This window comes from Allotamlana fucoidanivorans (assembly GCF_045788535.1).
GTDB lineage: Bacteria > Bacteroidota > Bacteroidia > Flavobacteriales > Flavobacteriaceae > Allotamlana > Allotamlana fucoidanivorans.
In genome coordinates this window covers 3,387,151-3,406,989 of the sequence record NZ_CP074074.1, presented here as the reverse complement: position 1 = coordinate 3,406,989, position 19,839 = coordinate 3,387,151, and the positions used below count along the sequence as shown (strand labels likewise).

At 33.6% G+C, this 19,839-nt stretch carries 14 protein-coding genes; 4 read left to right on the top strand and 10 right to left on the bottom strand.

Features of this window, described 5'->3' with window-relative positions; all coding sequences use genetic code 11:
• Positions 1-52: 52 nt before the first annotated feature.
• The gene (locus tag KFZ70_RS14405) at positions 53-1,189 is read right to left on the bottom strand and encodes a hypothetical protein (protein ID WP_139694976.1); all 1,137 of its coding nucleotides are present in this window, start codon (positions 1,187-1,189) and stop codon (positions 53-55) included.
• Between the two features lie 193 nt (positions 1,190-1,382).
• Between KFZ70_RS14405 and KFZ70_RS14400 the strand changes: the two genes are divergently transcribed.
• From KFZ70_RS14400 to KFZ70_RS14390, 3 genes are all read left to right on the top strand, one after another.
• Entirely contained in the window at positions 1,383-4,205 is a 2,823-nt protein-coding gene (locus KFZ70_RS14400) for a glycoside hydrolase family 2 TIM barrel-domain containing protein (RefSeq protein ID WP_139694975.1), read from the top strand.
• Positions 4,206-4,257: 52 nt separating this feature from the next.
• Complete coding sequence (locus tag KFZ70_RS14395) at positions 4,258-5,520, top strand: family 43 glycosylhydrolase (RefSeq protein WP_199240642.1); 1,263 nt, start codon at positions 4,258-4,260, stop codon at positions 5,518-5,520.
• A gap of 92 nt (positions 5,521-5,612) precedes the next feature.
• Positions 5,613-7,067: an alpha-L-fucosidase gene (locus KFZ70_RS14390; RefSeq protein ID WP_233243987.1), complete on the top strand. Its 1,455-nt coding sequence runs from the start codon at positions 5,613-5,615 to the stop codon at positions 7,065-7,067.
• Between the two features lie 367 nt (positions 7,068-7,434).
• Here the strand turns inward: KFZ70_RS14390 and KFZ70_RS14385 are convergent, their stop codons facing one another.
• The 6 genes from KFZ70_RS14385 to KFZ70_RS14360 all read right to left on the bottom strand — a co-directional run bounded on the left by KFZ70_RS14385 (position 7,435) and on the right by KFZ70_RS14360 (position 13,746).
• Entirely contained in the window at positions 7,435-8,547 is a 1,113-nt protein-coding gene (locus tag KFZ70_RS14385; RefSeq protein WP_139694972.1) for a family 43 glycosylhydrolase, read from the bottom strand.
• Positions 8,548-8,668: 121 nt separating this feature from the next.
• Complete coding sequence (locus tag KFZ70_RS14380) at positions 8,669-10,252, bottom strand: hypothetical protein (protein WP_139694971.1); 1,584 nt, start codon at positions 10,250-10,252, stop codon at positions 8,669-8,671.
• Positions 10,253-10,545: 293 nt separating this feature from the next.
• A complete protein-coding gene (locus KFZ70_RS14375) occupies positions 10,546-11,511 on the bottom strand; it encodes a D-2-hydroxyacid dehydrogenase (RefSeq protein WP_139694970.1) in 966 nt (321 codons plus the stop codon).
• 81 nt (positions 11,512-11,592) lie between these two features.
• Positions 11,593-12,069, bottom strand: a complete 477-nt coding sequence (locus KFZ70_RS14370) for a hypothetical protein (RefSeq protein ID WP_139694969.1) — start codon at positions 12,067-12,069, stop codon at positions 11,593-11,595.
• 232 nt (positions 12,070-12,301) lie between these two features.
• A complete protein-coding gene (locus KFZ70_RS14365) occupies positions 12,302-13,030 on the bottom strand; it encodes a DUF3575 domain-containing protein (protein ID WP_139694968.1) in 729 nt (242 codons plus the stop codon).
• 17 nt (positions 13,031-13,047) lie between these two features.
• Positions 13,048-13,746, bottom strand: coding sequence for a hypothetical protein (locus tag KFZ70_RS14360; RefSeq protein WP_139694967.1), 699 nt, complete (start codon positions 13,744-13,746; stop codon positions 13,048-13,050).
• Between the two features lie 396 nt (positions 13,747-14,142).
• Between KFZ70_RS14360 and KFZ70_RS14355 the strand changes: the two genes are divergently transcribed.
• Entirely contained in the window at positions 14,143-17,028 is a 2,886-nt protein-coding gene (locus KFZ70_RS14355) for a glycoside hydrolase family 2 TIM barrel-domain containing protein (protein ID WP_139694966.1), read from the top strand.
• A gap of 3 nt (positions 17,029-17,031) precedes the next feature.
• On the opposite strand, the gene KFZ70_RS14350 is transcribed toward KFZ70_RS14355, so the two are convergent.
• The 3 genes from KFZ70_RS14350 to KFZ70_RS14340 are packed head-to-tail and all read right to left on the bottom strand — an operon-like array spanning position 17,032 to position 19,730.
• Entirely contained in the window at positions 17,032-18,306 is a 1,275-nt protein-coding gene (locus KFZ70_RS14350; protein ID WP_139694965.1) for a TRAP transporter large permease, read from the bottom strand.
• Between the two features lie 7 nt (positions 18,307-18,313).
• On the bottom strand, positions 18,314-18,760 hold the full coding sequence (locus KFZ70_RS14345) for a TRAP transporter small permease (protein ID WP_158293165.1): 447 nt from the start codon (positions 18,758-18,760) through the stop codon (positions 18,314-18,316).
• On the bottom strand, positions 18,753-19,730 hold the full coding sequence (locus tag KFZ70_RS14340) for a TRAP transporter substrate-binding protein (RefSeq protein ID WP_139694963.1): 978 nt from the start codon (positions 19,728-19,730) through the stop codon (positions 18,753-18,755). The genes KFZ70_RS14345 and KFZ70_RS14340 overlap by 8 nt, the downstream gene beginning before the upstream one ends.
• Positions 19,731-19,839: the final 109 nt, after the last annotated feature.

The window sequence follows — 19,839 nt, the reverse complement described above, 5'->3', positions numbered from 1 at the left end:
TGTTACCTAAAGTGTTAGTCTTTATGTGTTGAGTATAAAAAGGTATTAGCGTTTAAAAGGGAAACACCTGTTCTAATTTTAAAGACGTGTTAGTCCTATCTTGCCCTTTTACCATAAAAATGGCAGTAAAATATTTTTTATCCTTAAGGTGTGACTGCGTAAACTTTGCAATACTATCCTTGTTAGTAAAATACTCTATGGTGGCGATAACGCCTATGTCGTGTTGCGAGAAAAACAAAAAATGAGTTGTTTTGTCTACTGGATATTTTGATACAATAGCATATTCTTGAGTTTCATTGCCCGTATTCAAGTTATACTGATTTTGATTTGTTTTATGTTTTAAAGCATCACTAGATATTTCAAAGAAAGGATTAGCTTGATTGTAAAAATGAAGAAACTGATTGTTGTTTTTTGTAGGACCAACATAAATGGCATTTCCTTCTTTTATTTCAGAAAATGATGTTTGCGTTGAAAACCTAACGGAGAATTCTTTTTCATGATGTTGAAAAAACTTCTGAAATTTTTGAGAAGCTAAGGCCCCCATGCGTGTAATATATGAATAATGTGAAGGTTTCAGGTTGGTTCTTAAATCAAGATGTTTATCAATAAATTCATAAAATTCGTCGGCGTCATTAATTGAAAAATCTCTTGTCCAACCTTGATTGTTGGTAATGGTTTTACCTGTAAGCCCAAAGTGGTCTCCTAAATAAAGATGGGTTGTTGCAGCGTTTGATAGAAATGACTCCCACAAAATCGGCTTCACTTTAGGTAAGCTCATAACCAATAAAGTGCCCAATGAAATAAACAAAAGCGTGTAGGGGATAACGGTTTTCCATTTCGCTGTTTTTATTAGAGAGTATTCTTGTGGTTTTTTATAAAAGCTAACTTGATATTGTCCTTTCTCAATTTTTAAGCGCCACACATCATGTTTTCCTTCAGTAGCATAGAATTGAGAAATCTTTTTTCTGAGATTATAAGCGTTTACACGTACTCTGGGGTTCGTTCTGTCTGTAGCGTTTTTACTTTTAAAAAATTCAATATCAATAACACTTTCCTTAAGAGGGATTTCTTTTTTAGTAGCTTCAAATAAGTACAATAATAGTGCAATACTTGTAGGTGCTTTTTTAAATGTATTGCTGTTAATAATAGTATCAACTATTTTACGCTTTTGTTTTTCAGTTAGTTTCATGCTTTTTAAAAATCTTGTTTGCATTTATACTTTAACCGTTATAGCTACCGTTAAAGTACGTTAAAATTAATAAAATTGAATCATATTGTTAATTTTACTATAATTCTTTAGAGGTTAAGGATATCCACTTTTAAACTGTTAAGGATTCGTTGTATCTCATTAAACTATTCTAAATTCAACTAAACAAAACATTATGAAAAGAAGCTTTTTATGGGTTTTATTGTTAATAGCTATGTGCCATACTTTTTCTCAAAATAATGCAGAGACACAAATAAAATACTTATCGGGAAAGGGAAAAGATAGTATGGTACTTTGGGATTTTTACTGCTCTGAAGGTATGAACAGTGGTAAATGGAGCAAAATAGGTGTGCCATCTTGCTGGGAACTACAAGGTTTTGGAACATATAACTACGGACATGACCTGCCCTTTGAGAAAAGAGGGCATGAATATGGGCTCTACAAGCATACATTTTCTGTGCCTAGCGCTTGGAAAAATAAGGACATAAAAATTGTTTTTGAGGGTGTTATGACCGATGCAGAAGTTAAAATTAATGGTAAGTTAGTAGGAGATGTACATCAAGGTGCTTTCTATGAATTTAAATATTCAATTTCTAAATATTTGAAATATGGTCAAGAAAACCTATTAGAGGTTAAGGTAAATAAAACCTCGGCCAATGAGTCTATAAACTATGCTGAGCGAAGTGCTGATTTCTGGATTTTTGGAGGAATTTTTCGTCCGGTATACCTTCAGGCTTTTCCAAAGGATCACATTGAACGTATTGCGGTTGATGCCAAAGCTTCTGGAGCGATAAAAGCAGATGTTTTTTTGAAGTCAAAGTCAGCAAAACAGGTAAAACTGTATTTGCAAGATATTGGAGGGAACGACATTCAAAACCTAGTCGTTTCACAACTAGAAAAAGGCAAAGATAAATGGTCAATTTCTAGTTTTGCCAAGGATATTAAAAGTTGGAATTCAGAACATCCTAATTTATATTATTTACGAGTTGATTTACTGGATGCTAAAGGCAATAGTTTACATACCATATCTCAACGTATTGGTTTTAGAACGGTTGAATTATTGGCAGGCGATGGGATTTATGTTAACGGGCAGCGTATAAAATTTAAGGGAGTAAATCGCCATTCGTTTCATCCAAAATCTGGCCGAACTACATCAAAAGCCTATAGTATTGAACAAGCCAAAATGATTAAGGATATGAACATGAATGCGGTTAGAATGTCGCATTATCCCCCAGATGTTCATTTTTTAGATGTATGTGACTCGCTTGGGCTTTTTGTTTTGAACGAAGTATGTACTTGGCATAAACCAAAACTAGATACCGAGGTTGGCCGTAAAATTGTTAAAGAAACGGTAATACGTGATGTTAATCACCCGTCAATTTTACTTTGGGACAATGGCAATGAAAGTGGTTGGAACACAGAACTTGATGATGATTATGCTAAATGGGATATTCAACAACGAGAAGTCTTACACCCATGGAACATTTTTAGAAAAACCAACACTTTGCATTATTTCCATTATCATGGTTTAGCCAATGATGGACCCGCAAAGGATAAAATATTTTTCCCAACAGAGTTTTTACATGGATTATATGATGGTGGTCATGGAGCAGGATTAGAGGATTATTGGTTGCGAATGTGGAATATGCCTACCATTGCTGGAGGATTTTTATGGGGTTTTGCAGATGAGGCTGTTGTTAGAACAGATAAGGAAGGCATATTAGATACGGATGGAAATCACGGTGCTGATGGTATAGTTGGTCCTTACGGAGAGAAAGAAGGGAGTTATTTTACAATAAAAGAAGTTTGGTCACCAATCTACATTGAAGATCGATTCATTCGAAATGATTTTAATGGTATGTTCAGAATTGAAAATCGTTATCATTTTACTAATTTAAATGCGTGTAAAATGACCGCCAAATGGATTAAGTTTGATGGGCCAAGTGGTACTACAGATTTCAAGGTGATTCATGAAAGTGCAGTAGAACTTCCTAATCTTGCACCAGAAGGAAAAGGTATGTTCACTGTTAAGAAACCTGAGAGCTGGCAACATGCTGATGCGCTATGGCTCATGGCAACTGATCCTCATGGACAGGAAATATTTACATGGACGTATCCTGTACAATCCCCTAAACAGCTAAATAAAGCCATTATTGGATATGATACTAAAGGAAAAGTGACTTCAAAAATAGAGCATGACAACATTTATGTGTCATCCAGCAATATGGAGTATGTTTTTTCTAACGTTACCGGATTACTTGAAGAGGTTAAAAAAGATGGTCATATTATTCCGTTGAATAATGGACCAATTATATTTAATCATAAAGATGATATAGAAGATATAACTGTTAATACGGTTGATGCATTGGTTGAGATTCGTGTTATATTTAAAAGGCGAAGCAAAAGTTCAGACTGGGAAAAAATTAAAGAATATAGTTCAGACAAAATTATATGGACAATACACCCTAATGGTGTACTTGATTTAAAAGTTGAAATTAAAAATGAAAAACGCGTAAAGAGTTTTAAAGGTATTTCATTTTCATTCCCAGAAAATCAAGTAGCCGAAAAAAAATGGTTGGGAGATGGACCGTATCGTGTTTGGAGAAATAGAATGAAGGGAACCCAATTCAGAGTTTGGGAAAACGAATATAACAATACAATTACTGGGGTGTCACCATGTGAATACCCAGAGTTTAAAGGATTTTTTTCTAGTTTGTATTGGGTAAAAGTAAAAGGTAAAAATAACAATGGTTTTACCGTGTACTGTCACTCACCACAAACTTATTTACGCATGTTTACTCCAGAAAATCCTGAGGGTGATGAGCGAGGAAGAGTTAGCGTAGACTTTCCTGAAGGGGATATCTCATTTTTAAAAAATATTGTTCCAATAGGAACTAAGTTTCAAGAACCAATAACCACAGGGCCACATGGTAATCCTGAAAACTTTTTTGGTAATGATGATGATCCTTTAAGTATTGAGTTAACCTTTGAATTTTAAGAAAAGTATGAAAGATTTTTCACTAGCCTTAGTATTTATAGCTATAGGATTTATGTGTTTTAGCTGTAAACAAGAAAGCACTCTTCAGTGTGAATTAGAAGTAAACGAAGCGTTTCCTTTTTTTATTCCAGAGGATAAACCGAATGGGATGTTAAGTACTGCGGTTAAACGTAATTATGAATCTTATGAGCATATTAGACCAGAACAAACCGAATTGTATTCTCAATTTAGGTATACAGAACTAAAGGGTTTTGATTATAATGGGGGAGATGGAACCATAACCAGAAGAGACCCTTCTAAGGTAGTTTTTGAAAATGGTAAGTATTACGTTTGGTATACAGGACGAAAAACATCTGTAAGATCAGTAGGTATGTCACGAGCTAAACTAGCTAATGACACCATTCCCTCTAGTGATTGGGATTTGGCTGATATTTGGTACGCCACTTCTGAGGATGGGTTTACTTGGACAGAGCAAGGTATTGCTGTTCCTCGTCCACCAAAACCAAACCCTGGGTGGCGCTCTGTAACTACTACAGATATTCTTAAATGGAAAGGGAGGTACTATTTGTATTTTCAAGCGTTTATGGAGGCCAGTGGGTTACGAGGCGATTTTTGCCCTGTTTCGGTAGCTTATGCAGATTCGCCCGATGGCCCTTGGACACATTCAAATAAAATTGTTATTCCTAATGGCCCAGACGGTTCATGGGATCAATTTTCAATACATGATCCATATCCGTTGGTCCATGATGGTAAAATTTATCTGTACTATAAAGGTGATTTTGATAAGCGTCCGGAGTTAAAACCTTCAAAAATAAGAATGCAGGGCTTAGCTATTGCTGAAGATCCTTTAGGCCCCTTTGTGAAACACCCTTTAAATCCCGTTATTAATTCAGGTCATGAAACTACTTTATTTCCTTTTAAGGAAGGGGTAGCGGCTATAGTGCAACGAGATGGGCAGGAGCACAACACCATTCAATATGCAAAAGATTGGGTTAATTTTGAAATTGCTGCGATATCTGAATTGCTCCCCGTTGCAGCAGGCCCTTTTGTGCCTGACGCATTTACCGATACTAAAAATGGCAAAGGAATTACCTGGGGGTTATCACACTTTATTAATGCTGGTGGCAACTGGAATCATACCATTTTAACACGGTTTGATTGTGACTTGAGTCAAGAGGTTGATGACCAAGAAATGAAGAGGCACTACTATCAGTATAGTCCAGAATTTTATTATACGCATGAGCTAAGCAGCAAACAAAAAAAGCGTATACAACTAGAAACTAAGAAATTAAAAAGTATAAATTACCAGAACTAAATCATTAGGCGCATTAAATTATGAAATTTAAAATTATATATGTAATCATATTACAAGTGTTACTATCGATTTCTTGTAAGCAACAAAAAACATTGAATATAGTAAAACAAGAGCAATATGAACCTAATTTTGAATCGCTTGCTAAACACAACGCAGCTCCAGAATGGTTTCAAGACGCTAAATTAGGAATGTATTTTCACTGGGGGCCATACAGTGTACCTGCCTTTGGTAGTGCGTGGTATCCTAATTTTATGTATATAAAAGGAAACCGTTTTAATAAATTTCATGAGGCAAATTTTGGACCCATTGAAGAATTTGGTTATGAAGATTTTATACCGATGTTTACCGCCCAGTATTTTGACGCTGAAGATTGGGCAGATTTGTTTCAACAAACAGGTGCTAAGTTTGCAGGACCAGTAGCGCAGCACCATGATGGATTTGCTATGTGGGATAGCGATGTTAATCCTTGGAATGTTGCCGATATGGGGCCTAAAAGAGATATTACGGGAGAATTATTTAAATCGTTAAAAAAGCGAAACATAAAAACCATTGCTACGTTTCATCATGCCCGAAATGGTCAAAGAAATGCTAATAATCCTGAGCATTGGGGTAAGAATGGCTATAACAGCCACTACCCGTATCATCCAGATTTACCAACATCAACTACAGATCAGAAGCTTCGTAAGTTATTTGGCAACTGGGAAACTATTGATGCATTTAATCAATATTGGCTAGATCAAGTGAACGAAGTGGTTGATAAGTACAATCCTGATATTATTTGGTATGACTCTTGGCTTAATATGATTCCAGAAGACATCAGAAATCAAATGTCGGCACATTATTTTAATAACGGTGTAAAGAATAACCAAGAAGTTGTTATATGTAGAAAGCAAGATGATTTACCCTTAGATTATAGTATTGTAGATATAGAACAAGGCGGAAGACGAGATATTCACCCGCAACCATGGATGACTGATATAACTTTAGGGGAAAGCCGTTGGATGTATGTAGAGGGGCATAAATATAAAGATGCGGCTTTGGTAGTTAGAAATATGATTGATGTTTGGAGTAAAAACGGTATTGTTTTATTGAATGTTTCTCCGCGTGCCGATGGCGTTATAAATGAGGAACAACGGGCTATATTAAAAGACATTGGCGCATGGTTAAACAGTCATGGTGAAGCAGTTTATGGTACACGCCCACATACTATTTTTGGTTATGGTACGGCTAGTGCTGGCGATGGTTCTCATGGAGGGCAATCGTCTAAAGTAGAATATTCAGCAGATGATATACGCTTCACAGTTGCAAAAGATAAAAAATCAATGTATGTGTTTTTTTTAGGAAAGCCAGAAGCTGGTAAAAAGGTAGAAATGAGAACCATTGGGGGCTATCATAGAAATATTCCACCATCTCCTATCAAGCGTGTCTCTGTGTTAGGAACCAATGTGGAGGTTGAATGGCAGTTAACAACAGAAAGCTTTTATCTTACCATCCCGGAAAAAGGTTTAAATAATATAGCTACAGTTTTTAAGTTTGAGTTAGAATAGAGACCTGTTAAACGATTAAATCATACTCGATAAAAACTTTACAAGACCATATTTTGTAATAAAATAATTTCTATTTTATTGAAAAACACCGAAATTGTAATGACCATATTATTGTCGAATCGTTTATTTAAAATATAGCAGAACTGTTTGCAAACCAACTATCCGAAAAACCAAACTTTATAAGATTGATTAAACAAGATTAAATGTTTAAAGAATGCACTTTAAACTGTAATTTTTAATCGGGTAGCATATGTTTAGTTATAGATAAAACACCAGTTTGTAAACATTCTGCTTTTTTATAAGAGATAGACTCTAAAATAAAAAATGCACTTTAATAACGTGCATTTTTTTATTTATAGTGTTCAATTTACTCACTCTGTTCACCTTTTGCGGTATGATGCTTCATTTTCCATGTGGTAAATCTTCTGATGTATTGATAATCATCATTCATATATTCATGGGTTAATCCCCATCTCAATATTTCAGTAGGTTCACGCTCAGTGTCTGCTGTTCTATTTAAACCAATGGCATGAGGAGCGCCTTTCACAACAGCTTTAATGTCAAAATTGATTCCATCTGGCGACCATTGAACAGTATTTTTTTCAGGTCCATCTGTAGTTATTAAAGAGGCTATACCACCGTTGTAAGGCCAAACACATATTTCGTGACCACTATTTGAAATTGGGTTATAGGGCGATTTAACATAGGGTCCCTTGGGGTTATCTGCAATGGCAACACCATGCCTAATTTGACGACCACCAAAAGTAATAGCTTCTCCCATTTGCTCACCCTTGTAATACAAGTAAAATTTATTATTATACGGTAAAATGCAGGGGTCATGAACTTTATGACTATCAAAGTCGCCTTTTTTCTCTACAGCAAATCGATTGTCTTGCTCGCCTTTCCAAATACCATTATTGGCTGGTTTTAAAATTGGTTCATCACTTTTCGTCCACGGACCATAAGGCGAATTTGACCAGGCTAATCCAACTTCATTTTTAACTCTTACGGTATAGGGGCATTTTACGGTTTGATAAGATAAATAATACATTCCGTCATATGCCATGATTTCTGGGGTAAATACAGATCTGTCATCATAAGTACCACGTTCACCTCTTTGTACTGCTACACCTTCTTCTTTCCAGGTGATACCATCTTCTGAGGTGGCAAACCAAATATCACATCTGTCCCAAGGAAAAACTTTATCGTTTGTAATGTTTCCAGCAAACCCATCAGTAGCTCCAACAGATTTAGAATACCAAACAAAATACTTACCGTTATGCTTTATCATAGCACTAGGATCTCGCCTAACAACACCTTCTTCATAAGCCAAATCGCCTTTTAAATCTTCAACCTCATATTCAAAGAACCATTCATTGCCTAAATCCATAGGCCATTTTAATGCTCTTTTACTGGCAGCGCTTAGCTTATCTTTATTTGTTATGCCTAAAAAGTCTATTTGTTCATCACTTATATTCATAATTTATGTGCTGTTTTATTAAATTTAAAAATAGAAATACTAAAGCGAATATAGAGCAAAATTTAACAGATTCTTTTAAAAATTTACTCAACTAAAACTTTATTTTATTGGTAAAATAAGATTAAAGCGAGTTGATATAATCTTCTAGGTTTATATGTCTGGGAAGTTTCATTTTTTTTCTAATACGATGTCTTGAGGTATGAACAGATTCAACAGAAATACCTAACAACCGAGACATTTCTTTGCTTGACATGTTTAACTTAATTAAAGCACAAATTTTTTGATCGCCTTGACTCAAGTTAGGAAATTTTTCAAAGATTTTATCATAAAATTCTTTATTAACCTCTATAAATCTTAATCTAAACTCATCCCAAGTATTATAGCTATTTATAGAAACGGTTTTAAGGATTTTATTGAGGTCACTTTTCTTTATAACAGAGTCTCCTTCACGTATTTTGGTTTTCAAGTTTTTCAGGAATTCATCTTTTTCAATAAGTCTTAGTGCAGAGGCCGCTAACTCTTTATTTTTTAATTCAACTAACTCACTTGCTTTCTTTATTTCAAGTTCTTTGTTCTTTTGAATAAGAAGTTTTTCAGATTTATGTCTCGCTCTAAGGTTTTTTATATAGATAGCGCCTATAATAATTAGGAAAATGATGGAAACAAAAAGGATAATCCGTTGTAAATTTTTAATTTCTGCTTCCTGCTTTAATTGTTTTAAATGTTGTGCTTGTATTTTTTGCTCTTGTTTTTCTTTTTCTAGCCTGTAGGTATCTTTAATTTCTAATAAAGGTTGGTTGGATACACTTCTACTATCAAAAAATGTAGCGTCAAGGTCTTTTGCTTTTTTAATATTAGTGTAGGCTTTTTGGTAATCTTTTTTCTTCAAATACAAATCGGTTAACTTTTCATAAATCAAAGGTGTAAAGTCAATGTGGCTACTGTATTCTGCTGAAGTTTGAAGTGCCTTAAAGTAAAGTTCTTCACTTTTATTTAAATTGTTAAGATTAAAATAAATATCCCCCCAATATTTATAAACCAATACCATATACGAGGGTAATTTTTCTTGAAACCACGGAGCTATTGATTCCATAATTTCAAGCGCCTCTTTATTATTGTCTTTCTGCGCTAGAATATTGGCTTTCTCAAAATCTAAAAAAGATTTTGAGATTGGTGTATTATCTCTGTCAAAATATAAATATGCACTATCTAAATATACCTCTCCTAATTCAGGGTTGTTAAGATCTCTATAAATATTTGTAATAGAGTGATAAGAAATTACTAAATCAGAAGGTTTTATCATTTCCTGTTTAATAAGTTGCTTTTGAATATTGAGAGATTTTTTTAAATATTCTAGAGCTTTATCTTCTCTTTTGTAATAAGAATATATTTTACCTAATCTATTATAAACTGTTAACTCCGCTATTTTATGTTTAGAGCTATCTATTAATAATAGAGCATTCCATAATTCATCATAAGACTTGGCATACTGGGCTTGATGTTCAAAGACTAGAGCTTTTGCTAATAAGCCAAAAGCAGCGCTCCCTGAGTCCCCTTTTTTTAAGTTTAAATCATGGCTGTATTGAAATAATCTAGCCGAACTATCAGGATACTTATATTGCAATGATGTAGCTTTCCGATAGACATCTTGAGGACTTAATTCTTTTTCATCTTTTGTGTTTTGAGCTTGAGTAGAACCAAGCATAAGCAAAGTGAAAAACAGCAACAAGATTTTATGACGAAAATATTTATTAATCAGTATAAATGATGATATATAAATAGCCAATTCAAACATATTTCTAAAAAATCTATTATTAATTATTGAAAATACAAATTTATGGCAGCAAAGTTAATAATACTTTAAAAAAAGATAGTGGTATTTTTGAAAAACTAGATTTTAGTTATTTCTTTTTTTAGTGTTTTTTATCTGATTGGTTTTTAAACGGATAGAAAATAAATCCTAAAAAGACACTGCTTTATGTGCGATATTTCCTTAATTTAATTATTAACAACATTCATTGGTTTTCCCTTTTTAAATGCTTTTATGTTTTTAAATGTAGTTTCCATAAGTCGCATTCTAGCTTCTTTAGGTGCCCAAGCAATATGCGGTGTTAGTATACAATTCTTTGCCGACAATAATGGGTTACTAAGTTCTATGGGCTCTTTTGAAACAACATCAAGTGCAGCGCCATAAACCTTTCCAGAATTTAAGGCTTCTTTTAAATCTTTTTCAATTATTAAAGGACCTCTAGCGGTATTAACGATCATAACACCTTGCTTCATTTTTTCAATACTCCTTTTGTTAATGATTCCTTCAGTTTCTTTTAATAAAGGACAATGAAGGCTGATAATATCTGAATTCTTAAATAAGTAATCTAAAGTTACAAATTGGCACGTATTTGATTCGAGTTCAGGATATTTGGTTCTTGAAAAAGTAATGATACGCATTCCAAAGGCCTGTGCTAATTTAGCTGTAGCTTGACCAATATCTCCAAAGCCAATTATACCTAATGTTTTGCCTTGAAGTTCTATTAAAGGGGAATTCCAAAAACTAAAATCTGGGCTCTTGCTCCATGCACCATCTAAAACGGCCTGACTATGTTGTCCTATATGATGACATAATTCTAAAATTAAAGCTATTGTAAATTGAGCCACTGATACCGTACTGTAAGAAGGTACATTGCAGACCACAATGTTATTTTTCTTTGCGGTTTCAGTATCAACCACGTTGTACCCCGTAGCGAGAACACCTATATATTTAAGGTTTTTTGCATTTTTTATGGTTTGCTTAGAGAGGGGTGTTTTGTTGGTTAAAATAACATCAGCATGTTTAACCCTATCTAAAATAGTAGCTTCGTTAAAGGGTGTTCTATCATAAACTTGTAATGTGCCAAGACTATCAATGTCCTTCCAACTTAAATCACCAGGGTTTAGCGTGTAACCATCAAGTACAACTATTTTCATGTTCTTATTTAGAATTAAAGTTCTAAATATAAAACAATAAAACAAGTATAGATTTAGGCAACACTTAAAACTTATGCTGCTTTATTCTACACGAACATAATTTTCGGCAAAAATTAGGTGCCCTTCAGAATCAAAACGTATTTGGCTAAACTTTTCACCATCAACAGTGTATTTAAACTCATAAACAGAAGTACCGTCATCTTTTACATTCATACTTTTTGAACCATATTCAAGGGTTTCAATGAGTAAACTATCGGTAAGTTCATAATCACCATAACCAAACCATTCGGTTTCATCTGCCGCATTGTTTCTACACCACATCACTTTATGGGGCGTAAAAATCTTGATGTGTTTGTTTTCTGGTTTAGATTGAAAACTATCTATTTTACCTTGGTTATAGTTGTAGTAACTAGTACGTTCCCAAGTACCAATTAATGGGTGGTGGGTTTTTATTTCTGTTTTTTCAACAAGAACCATATCTTCTTTATTTTCTTTAGATTGGTTACAGGCTAAAATAATAACAAGGAGGGAGGCAAAAAAGAATACATGAGCTTTCATAGTTATAAAGTTTTTGGTTTATAACAATTTACAAAAAAAAAAAGGAAAAACAATAGTAATCAACTTGTAAGAAAAGTGATTGTTTTATTAGAAACAATTTATGTATGTTATTCAAATAACACTATACTAGTTTCGTAATTCTATATTCTTTGTGCGTTACAGCGTTTTTACCAAATATCAATTTTAATTAAAATAAAATTAGCTCACAGCTCAATATAGTGCGAGTTTAAAATTAAAAAGAGTAGCCAACAGTTATACCATATCTAAATGATATAGTGCTAAATTTTGATCTTAAATCAACGTCCTTAAATTCAAAATCGGAGTTAATAAAATCAAAAATACCATATTCACTTAAGGCATTATTAAGCTTTTCATAAAACTCAGTTGGTAGTGATTTTTTTTGTACTAATTTAAAATTGTAATGTCCGCCGCCAGGGCCAGCAATTAAAAAGTCTATAAAAAACCGTTTAGATAGTCGAAGTTTATAACCAGCCATTAGCCCAATAGATGTAACCTTAAAATCGGCATCATATTCTACATCATAATTTGTGTTATCTTCACTAACATACGTACCATTTAAATCAGACTTAAAATCAGAATATTTAACATAAGCACCTACGTAAAAACCATCCATACTGCCAATCATAGTATTTTTAAAATAATACCTTACTTCAGGTATAAGTTTGTATCCAAAATAATTAAAATCATTCGTTTTAATACTATTAGCGTCAATACCTCTAAAGCTTATTAAACCATTTTCCGTTTTATAACCAGCACTTAAAGCCACAGAGAAATGGTTGTTTAAAAGGCGTTCGTACCTCAATAATCCTGTACCGTTCGCCAGATCAGTAAATACAATACCAATTTCATTTTTATATTTTTTAACGTCTGTATTTTCTTGAGAAAACAGACTGAGGGTCAACGTTAGGGCTATTGTAGTTAGAATGCATTTGTTAGGCATGGCGAAAAGAATTTTAGTTATTTTTTTAAACTTTTAACTACCGCTTTAGCATATTTTTTCGCAATGTTTCCAGCAGTTTCTACATTTTCAATTTTTGATGTTACTGAAGCTATCATTTGTTTGTTTTCAGGTAAATCAAGATTATAAACAGCCGTTTCTAGAACATAAATTTGAGCTGTTTCAGTCATTAATTCTACAGGTTCATATACACCTTTAAAAGTAGGAGTCGGTACCGGGCTTGTGTAATATCCAAAAAAACCAATTGTGTTCATTCCGTAGTAAGACCCTAAATCAGCACCAGCTTCATACCCGCCCGAAACATTAGTTTTAGACAAGCGTTCAACACCAATTACAGAGCTAATACATACAGCATCAAATCCCTGTTCTTTAAGCTGTAATTTGAATTTTTCAAGATCTTCTTTTGATAAGGTTTCGTTCGTTTTTAGCTTAGGAAACACTTTATAACTTTCAGAAGCTTTTAAATGACTAGAAAGTAATTGTTTGGTCATTTCACGTTCAACAGATTCTCTAACATTTTGCTTTTTCATTCTTGCAATAACTAAAACTTTTTGGTCTTTTATGGTTGCCACATGATCTGCCGTATAAGTGTTTAAAACTTTGAGCCCTGAACAACTTGATAGTGAAATAATAAGGCTGAATAAAGCAACTTTTATTGTGTTTAATTGCATTGAAAATACAGGTAATGTTTTAGTCATGTTTTTGTAAGTTTTTATATAAGTATGTTTATAAATTTAATTCTGAATAGCGAAAATGGTTTGAGTGTAAAACAAAGATAAATTTAAAGGATATACAAAACTAATTTTGTGAGATTTATCTGTTAGTTGTTATCATTTTTTTATATAAAAAGTCTTTTAAAAATACATACAATGCCACATTGATAAACCTTTTAAATTTGTTTATGTAGACACCCAAAGTTATATTAATTAAAGGTAATCAAAATTTTTCGAAACGTATTTAACGGAAAGTTAAGTAGCAGCCCTTTTTTTAAATGAACATATGTTATATAGTATAAAACAAACGTCATGTTCTTAACCAATCAAGAAGCTTAATTTTAAAACAAACTAATAGGCATATTTTTAAACTAAAACTTAATGAAGATTAAATTAAAACTCATTCTAAGCGTACTGTGTTTTTCAACGTTTGTATTGGCACAGAATTCAAATGAAAGTGTCAGACAAAAAACCAACATCAATCAAGGATGGCGATTTCATCTTGGAGACCCTAATGCACAATTTTATAATACAGATTATGATGATTCTAAATGGGAGGTCGTTCACGTACCACATTCTCTTGAGTTAACCTCTATGGATCTTAATGGTTATACTGATGACAAATATCAAAAAACGTTTATGCGTAATGTGGGGTGGTATAGAAGAGATATTGAAGTAACAAAGGATAAAACAAAGAAAGTGTTTTTAGAGTTTGAAGGCGTACATCAAGTAACCGATGTTTGGGTAAATGGCAAACATGTGGGGCAACATGCTGTTGGCGGTTATACACCTTTTCATTTTGATATTTCATCTTTTGTAAGCTATGGTGAGAAGAATTTGGTTACTGTTTTAGCAGATAATAGAAGACGTGAAGATGTTCCGCCAGATCCAGGTCCCATGGATTATATTAAGTTTGGGGGCTTATACCGAGATGTGTATTTGGTTGAAACGAATGCTACTTATATTTCTTTTAATTGGGAGTCAGAAACTTCAGGACAGTATATTACCACACCAACGGTTGATCCTGTTAATATGAATGGCACCGTAAATATAAAAACAGAAGTTAAAAATGAAACCGATGAAGCAAAGACGGTAACTGTTATTAATAGATTAGTGGATGATAAGAATATCGTAGTTTTAAAACTATCGCAAACTAAATCTATAGACGCCAATAGCAAACAAGTATTTAATCAAATAGGAAGTATAGAAGATAACTTAAAACTGTGGTCTATTGATACCCCGAATTTATATCGTGTGAATACAACCGTTTATGAATTGCAAGAAAAAGTAGATGAGATTGAATGTAAAATGGGATTCAGAAAGATTGAAATTACCCATTCTGAAGGTTTATTATTAAACGGAAAGCCTGTAAAACTTATTGGGACAAACAGACATCAGCATTATGGATTTATTGGTGATGCTATGCCTAATACATTACATTATAAAGATGTGTTGCAAATAAAAAAATTGGGTATGAATGTCTTAAGAACTGCGCATTATCCGCATGATAATGCGGTGATAGAGGCGTGTGATGAACTTGGTATTTTAGTATATGAAGAAGCTCCAACTTGGATGTCTATTGGAAATGAGGCTTGGTTTGAAAATTATGAAAAAGCAGCAAGGACTATGGTTAGAAACCATAGAAATCATCCTTCCGTAATTATTTGGGGTGCGGGTATTAATCATAGAGGATATGTGCCTAGAGCGCATAATGTGATAAAACAAGAAGATCCTGTGCGTTTTACGGCATCACAAAGTAGTAGATGGACGGGTTGGCAAACGTCTGGGTTAACAGATATTTACGGACAAATGGTTTATGGTCCTTATTACTGGAGTCAAGATGAACCTATGTTAGCCATGGAAGGGGGGAGAGGTCCAGCTGCGGTGAATCATTATTTAGATGACCCTATGAAGTTGGGACTTATATCATGGACCGCACATGCGTATTATACCTTTCATCCTAGTGATAATCCTAAAGATAGAAGTAGAAGTGGACTTATGACCGTATTTAGATATCCTAGACCTGGGCTTATGTGGTATAAAGCAGAACTTACTCAAGTACCTTATACACATATAGAAACGGAGTGGAAAGCAGACGTTGAAGATGTTGTTGTGTATAGTAATGCATCCAAAGTAGAATTATTTTTAAATGGATCATCCTTGGGGGTGCAGCATCCGTCTAAGCAGGATGATTATAAATATTTAAAACATGCACCGTTTATCTTTAAGATCCAGAATTATAATGAAGGAGAACTTGTTGCCCATGGTTTGGTAGAGGGCAAAGTGGTGTCTAAAGATGTAGTAAAAACTCCAGAAGACGCTTATAAAATTGTTTTAGAGTTAGATACAGAAGGAAGAAGCTTTGTCGCAGATGGTTCTGATATTGTAGTGGCTTATGCCAAGGTAGTTGATAAAAATGGAACCATAATTCAAGATGATAGAGCTATTACCTTTTCGGTATCTGGGGATGCCCATATTGTTGGAGAAGATAAAGCCATTGGGGCAAACCCATTTGGTACTACTTACGGGGTGGCGCCTGCATTAATCCAATCAGGTACTAGGCCAAGTAAAATTACGGTTACGGCTAAAGCAAAAGGACTAAAATCGGGTAGTGCTATTATAAATTCAGAAGCGGCTCATTTTGATTGTTCTCAGATAGAACCAATTCATGATTTTGAAAGTGTAAAAGTCGATCTAGGAGAAACTGAACAGTTAGTACAATTTGATTGGATACCTTGGAGTAGTGAAGACATGAAAAATGCAGAAAAATCTTTTACGCAATTAGGAGGTTTTACTTCACGTATTGAAAGTGTTGACAGTCCAGAGAACACAAGGTGGTTAGGAGAAATAAATGTTATTGGTAAATATGGGTTTGCTCATGGTGAAGGCATTTTAGGCACATCAAAAAATGGATTAAATCTTGAGTTTAAAGGTTTAAAAAAGGGGCGCTATAAGTTAACCACTTTTCATCATGCGCCAAGAACGAATACTGACAGTATGGATCCTAATCAAGAAAAAATGGCAACTTATAAAATTTACCAAATCCCAGCCGCAAAACATATTTCAGCAGAAATACATGACGCAAAGGGAGCTGAGGTTATTTCTAAAATAGTAGTAACAGATGGTAAGGATATGCAGACAAAACCGTTTGGTAATACAGATATTTATATAGAATCAGATGGTGTAAACCCTATACAAATTGTATTTAAAAGTGAAGACGGAAAAGCAGTGTGGTTAAATAGCTTTATACTCAGCGAATGGTTTTAAATTCTAGTCCATTAATAGTTTAGGAAGTTCTAACGAAAGACTTGGAAACAGCGTAACCAACGTTAATACTAACAGGCTTACTAATAAAAAGGGTAGGCCTGCTTTGCTTACTTTTCCAATAGAAATTTTACCAATGCTAGAAGCTACAAATAAGCAAATGCCTAAAGGAGGTGTGGTTAAACCTATAATTAAATTAAGAACAGCGATAACAGAAAAATGAATAGGATCAATATCAACAGAAATAGCGAGTTTTAGTAAAATAGGGAATAAGATAAGTAAGGCAGCAATCGTCTCCATAAAAGTGCCTACAAATATGAGAAGGATATTAACCATCAATAAAACAAAATACTTATTGGTAGAAATACCCAAAATTTCAGAAGAAATTAACTGCGGAACATGCTCAGTGATTAAAATCCAACCAAATAAGTTAGCAAACCCAATTAAAACCATCAATGAAGCCGAGGTTTTCATTGAATCTATAAAAATCACTTGAATTTTCTTTAGATTCAGTTTTTTGTAAATAAAAATGCCAATGATTAAAGCATAAACCACAGCTACAATAGACGCTTCGGTAGGCGTAAAAACACCGCCCACAATTCCAAAAATGATGATAAAGGTCATTAAAAGTGACCAAAACGTATTTTTAAAACTTAACCAAATCATTTGTAGACTACTTTTAGGGTGTTTAGGATAATTTCTTTTCTTCGAGATAATATAAGCCACAATCATAATTCCAAGCCCTAGTAAAAACCCAGGTATAGCACCCGCTAAAAATAATCTACCTACTGAAAGTCCGCTTAATGTTGCTGCAATAATCATAGGGATGCTAGGAGGTATAATGGGCCCCATAGTTGAAGAGGAAGCTGTGACGGCACAAGCAAATCCTGTGTCATAACCTTCTTTTTTCATGGCAGGTATCATAACAGATCCCATACTTGCAGTATCTGATATTGCAGTGCCAGAAATCCCAGCAAAAAGCATAGAAGCTCCAATATTTACCAATGATAACCCTCCCGTAATATGTCCTAAAAGATGGTTGCAAAACGTAATAATTTTATCGGTAAGGCCACCGTGATTCATCAGGTTGCCCGCTATTATAAAACCAGGAACACTCAGTAGTACAAAAACATCTATACCAGAGTAAAGTTTCATTGGAATAACAATAAGTGGTGTACCATTAAAAACTAAATACACTAAGCACGATAAGCCTATAGAAAAAGCAATTGGAAACCTCAGGATTAAGCAAATAAGAAAAACACCAAATAGTAATAAAATCATAAATACTCTATTTAAATTTCATTAGTTTTTGTACTAAATAGTAGCACATAAAAACAGCTAATAGAAAAATGCTTGAAAAAGCAATACCCATGTTTACGCCTAGGCTGGGTGATTGTTCTGCAATTCCCATTTTTACAAACCCTATAGCTGTAACACTTAAAACCATAAATAGCAACAATGTAACCAAATACACGATAAGATTAAGAATACGTTTTACTGTATTATTAACCTTATTATAGAGCATATCCACATAAATGAAATAGTTAGATTTAAACGCTAAAGCCGCAGCAAAAGTCACCGCATAAATAAAAAATAATCTAGAAACTTCTTCGGTCCAGGGTGGTGCGCTCGATAAAAAAAAGCGGGCAAAAATTTGTAAAAGAACAGTTGCTATTAACAATGTAATAGCAAGTAATGTACCTGTTTTTAATAGTTTACCGACGATTTTATTCAAGATGTTTTTTAGATTTTAAGGTTTTATATATGCTTTGTAATTCAAAAGATAAGCTTTCAAAAATAGCCTGTTCACATTTTTTACTGAAAGCTTCGTGATTAACACTAATGAACTGCATACCTTTATTTTCTAACTCTTTTCGAATGTTTTTTTCATGGTTTAAGAATAACTGGTGCTCAAACACTTGCATGTCTTTAGCTGCTTCTATTAAAATGGACTGCAATTCTGATGGTAATTTTTGAAATTGCTTTTCACCAATGACAGGATAGCCCCAACTCAATACATGATTGGTCATGTTAACATATTTCTGAACTTCATAAAATCCTGCATTTTTAATTAACGCAAGTGAGTTTTCCTGAGCGTCAACAGTTCCTGATTGCAAGGATGTAAATACTTCAGAAAAAGCCATTGGGGTTGATTTTGCGCCAAGCGCATCCCAAGTGGTTACAAAGGAAGGTACATTAGGTACTCTAACAATTAAACCATTTAAATCATCAGGATCTTTTATGGGTTTATTGGAGGTTAATTGTCTAGGGCCTCTAAGAAAATAACACAGTGGTCTTAAGGCAGTTTTTTCAATCATTTCCTGTTCAACGAGTTGGCCAATATCTCCTTTTATAAATTGTTTCACTTCAACCGTATCTTTGAAGAAAAAAGGTAACTCGCAAAAAGCTGCCGTTTCAAACCAATTATTAAGTAAGGAACCTGTTATGGTCATATCAATGACTTCGGCTTGAATAAGTCTTATGGCTTCAATTTCTTTGGCTAGTTGTTCCGAATGGTATATTTCAAGCGCCAATCGGTTATTTGATCGTTCTTTTAAAATTGTATTAAAATACTCAAAAGCCGCATAATCTGTATGACTGTCATTAACTAACAAACTTACTTTAAAAATATAAACCTCATTACTCTGTTTTTTGCAACCAAAAAGCAAACATGCAATAAAAAGACAATAGATAAAGTACCTCATTTAAGATGTAAGTGAAATTAAGTATGTAAATGATATGACAGTTGTATTAAATGGATAGTAATTTATAAAATAATAATTACGGTAACAAGTCAATCTTTTATTTCTTATT

Excerpts from the sequence above, each read along its gene's own strand:
- KFZ70_RS14405 (WP_139694976.1), bottom strand. The coding sequence starts at position 1,189 with ATGAAACTAACTGAAAAACAAAAGCGTAAAATAGTTGATACTATTATT.
- KFZ70_RS14400 (WP_139694975.1), top strand. The coding sequence starts at position 1,383 with ATGAAAAGAAGCTTTTTATGGGTTTTATTGTTAATAGCTATGTGCCAT.
- KFZ70_RS14395 (WP_199240642.1), top strand. The coding sequence starts at position 4,258 with ATGTGTTTTAGCTGTAAACAAGAAAGCACTCTTCAGTGTGAATTAGAA.
- KFZ70_RS14385 (WP_139694972.1), bottom strand. The coding sequence starts at position 8,547 with ATGAATATAAGTGATGAACAAATAGACTTTTTAGGCATAACAAATAAA.
- KFZ70_RS14380 (WP_139694971.1), bottom strand. The coding sequence starts at position 10,252 with ATGCTTGGTTCTACTCAAGCTCAAAACACAAAAGATGAAAAAGAATTA.
- KFZ70_RS14375 (WP_139694970.1), bottom strand. The coding sequence starts at position 11,511 with ATGAAAATAGTTGTACTTGATGGTTACACGCTAAACCCTGGTGATTTA.
- KFZ70_RS14370 (WP_139694969.1), bottom strand. The coding sequence starts at position 12,069 with ATGAAAGCTCATGTATTCTTTTTTGCCTCCCTCCTTGTTATTATTTTA.
- KFZ70_RS14365 (WP_139694968.1), bottom strand. The coding sequence starts at position 13,030 with ATGCCTAACAAATGCATTCTAACTACAATAGCCCTAACGTTGACCCTC.
- KFZ70_RS14360 (WP_139694967.1), bottom strand. The coding sequence starts at position 13,746 with ATGACTAAAACATTACCTGTATTTTCAATGCAATTAAACACAATAAAA.
- KFZ70_RS14355 (WP_139694966.1), top strand. The coding sequence starts at position 14,143 with ATGAAGATTAAATTAAAACTCATTCTAAGCGTACTGTGTTTTTCAACG.
- KFZ70_RS14350 (WP_139694965.1), bottom strand. The coding sequence starts at position 18,306 with ATGATTTTATTACTATTTGGTGTTTTTCTTATTTGCTTAATCCTGAGG.
- KFZ70_RS14340 (WP_139694963.1), bottom strand. The coding sequence starts at position 19,730 with ATGAGGTACTTTATCTATTGTCTTTTTATTGCATGTTTGCTTTTTGGT.